This is a genomic window from Petrotoga halophila DSM 16923 (genome assembly GCF_002924615.1).
Map to the genome: position 1 here is coordinate 1 of NZ_JALY01000184.1, position 2,510 is coordinate 2,510.

A 2,510-nucleotide genomic window follows, 5' to 3' on the forward strand; every position below is an offset into this window, starting at 1 on the left:
AAACCAATTTGGTAATCATTGGGATCATGGGCAGGTGTAACCTTGACGACACCTGTACCAAAGTTTGGGTCTACGTAAGGATCCGCTATAATTTTCAATTTCCTTCCGACAATTGGCAAAATAGCGATTTTTCCAACTAAATTTTTATACCTTTCATCTGAAGGATTAACAGCGAGAGCTGTATCTCCTAACATAGTTTCAGGTCTAGTGGTTGCTACAGTTACATAATTTTGAGTATTTTCAAGAGGATATTTTATATACCAAAGTTTGCCTTTTTCTTCGCTGTGCTCAACCTCATCGTCTGCCAGGACGGTTCCACAGGAAGGGCACCAATTTACTATATATTTTCCTTTGTATATTAAACCTTCATTGTACAAGGAAACGAAGACCTTTCTTACCGCTTGGTTGAGCCCTTCATCTAAAGTGAATCTTTCTCTGCTCCAATCGACAGAGGCTGCCAATGCTTTTATCTGTTCACGTATGTGATTACGATATTTGTTTGCCCAATCCCAAGTAATTTTTAAAAATTCTTCTCTAGTATAATCTTCTCTTCTTTTACCTTCTTCTTTTAAAAGATATTTTTCAACAACATGTTGTGTTGCTATGCCTGCATGATCTTCTCCGGGTATCCAAACTGTTTCTTTCCCTTTCATTCTATTATATCTTACGGAGATATCCTGAAGAACGATATTTAAAGCATGACCAATATGTATTTTGCCAGTTATATTTGGAGGCGGAATTACTATACTGAACTTATCGTTTCCTTGTCTTGGCTCAAAGGAATGGGATTCTTCCCAAATCTTATACCATCTATTTTCAAGTTCGTGTGGCATATATCTTTTTCCAATATCCATTAATGCGACCTCCTAAATTTTTGATGAATGGTGTCAATCTAATTTTACACTCTCTGCTTTATTAAATCAAAGATTGAATTTATTCCTTATCTTCTTTATTGTCATTTGTAACTACTTGATTTTTCTCTTCGTTTTCTACATCAACGGAAGGGGGAAGTTCACTTTTTTTGATTTTCCTTCTGTTCCTTCTGAATAAATCAAAAGGAAAATTGATTTCTCTTCTTTTAAACAAAGCTGCTTCGGGTGAGAATATTCCTTTATATCTAATGGGCTTTTCCATTGCCTCAACTTCAGTTAATAGAATAACAGATATGATCCTTAATATGAATCCAATGATAAAAATCAATTGAATCCCATGATAGGGGTCCCCCATAAAATGAATCTCTATATTTTTTAGATGATTTGCTAAGAGACCCCCACTCAACGACCCAAAAATAGCCGCAATCCCGGCGATGAAGGAGTTGGCCGCGATATAATTTTCGGATGGCTCTTTGGATATTTCTAAAAGTAGATTGAAAATAGCTAAATTTATTGCCGACCAAGCAAAGGCGGAAAATATAGCATTTAATAATTCGATACTCCTATAATTCGTTGCATTCATTAAAAAGTACATCAAAGGGCTGAAAGTTGACAATAAAATCCCCAAACTTAGAACGTTTTTGCTGCCAAACCTGTCTGCCACTACTCCAAAAAATAGATATAAAAAAATAGAGATAACGCTTGTTATTATTCCCATATTTCCAAGAAATTGATAATTTATATTCAAAATCGCTACTTCATAATAGGAAAAGTAAGGCCTTGCAAATTCTATGGCAAAACTCCAAACAAACATAAAAAGTAGGAAGTTTTTAAAGTTTCTATCTTTAAAAGGTACAAAAATGTTTAGATTAAAGGTGGAAATTTTTTCACTTTCTTCGGGAAACTCATGTTTCATCAACAAAAAAGCTGACAGAACTGAAAAAAATGCCATAAAGCCTGTAACCAGTAATAACCCTGTTTTAAAATTTGGAAATTCTAAAAATATAGAATAAAGATACAGCATTATTATACCAGTTATGGAAGAGAATATATTACGAATTCCGAAATATTTACCTCTTTGTTCAAAGGGAACAACCCCTTTAATCAAAACCGTCCAAGTGTTGCCTACAAATGTTCCGAAAAAAGAAAATAAAAGGATAATAATTAATATAATATACTCGGATCTCACATCAAAGAATATAAAAATTGGCAATAAAACAAATAAAGTTCTCGATATAAACGCGTTTATTACCAAGCTTTTCTTTCTTGAACCAATAATCTGGTTTATTCGTGAAGAAAAAATCTGAAACATCTGTGCTATAATAGGAAAAGAGGTCATAACTGATATAAAAAGAGGAGATGCGTTGAAATATATAGCAAGAGTTGTGAAAATAAAACCTTGTGTACCGATAAAAAACGCGTTGTATGAGCCTGCCTCGAAGATAGAGAGAACCCTTGTTTTTTCATATTTTGCCATATTTATTTTTCTCCTTGCTATTATATTTATTATTTTGTTTTTGAAGTGTAGTCGTTTGAAAATATATTATAATTCACCAATGAAAAATAAAGTTTACTTTCTAATTTAATAATTGTTATTTTTGTTCTTGAATAAAATTCTCCTTGAATCGTTTTTAAATT

General features: G+C 32.7%; 2 protein-coding genes. Both read right to left on the reverse strand.

Going from position 1 to position 2,510, the window contains the following annotated elements; all coding sequences use genetic code 11:
* The coding region (locus tag AA81_RS09280) for a class I tRNA ligase family protein (protein WP_146050374.1) at positions 1–854 on the reverse strand (854 nt) is incomplete at its 3' end.
* A gap of 79 nt (positions 855–933) precedes the next feature.
* Entirely contained in the window at positions 934–2,349 is a 1,416-nt protein-coding gene (locus tag AA81_RS09285) for an MFS transporter (protein ID WP_103898875.1), read from the reverse strand.
* Positions 2,350–2,510 lie beyond the last annotated feature (161 nt).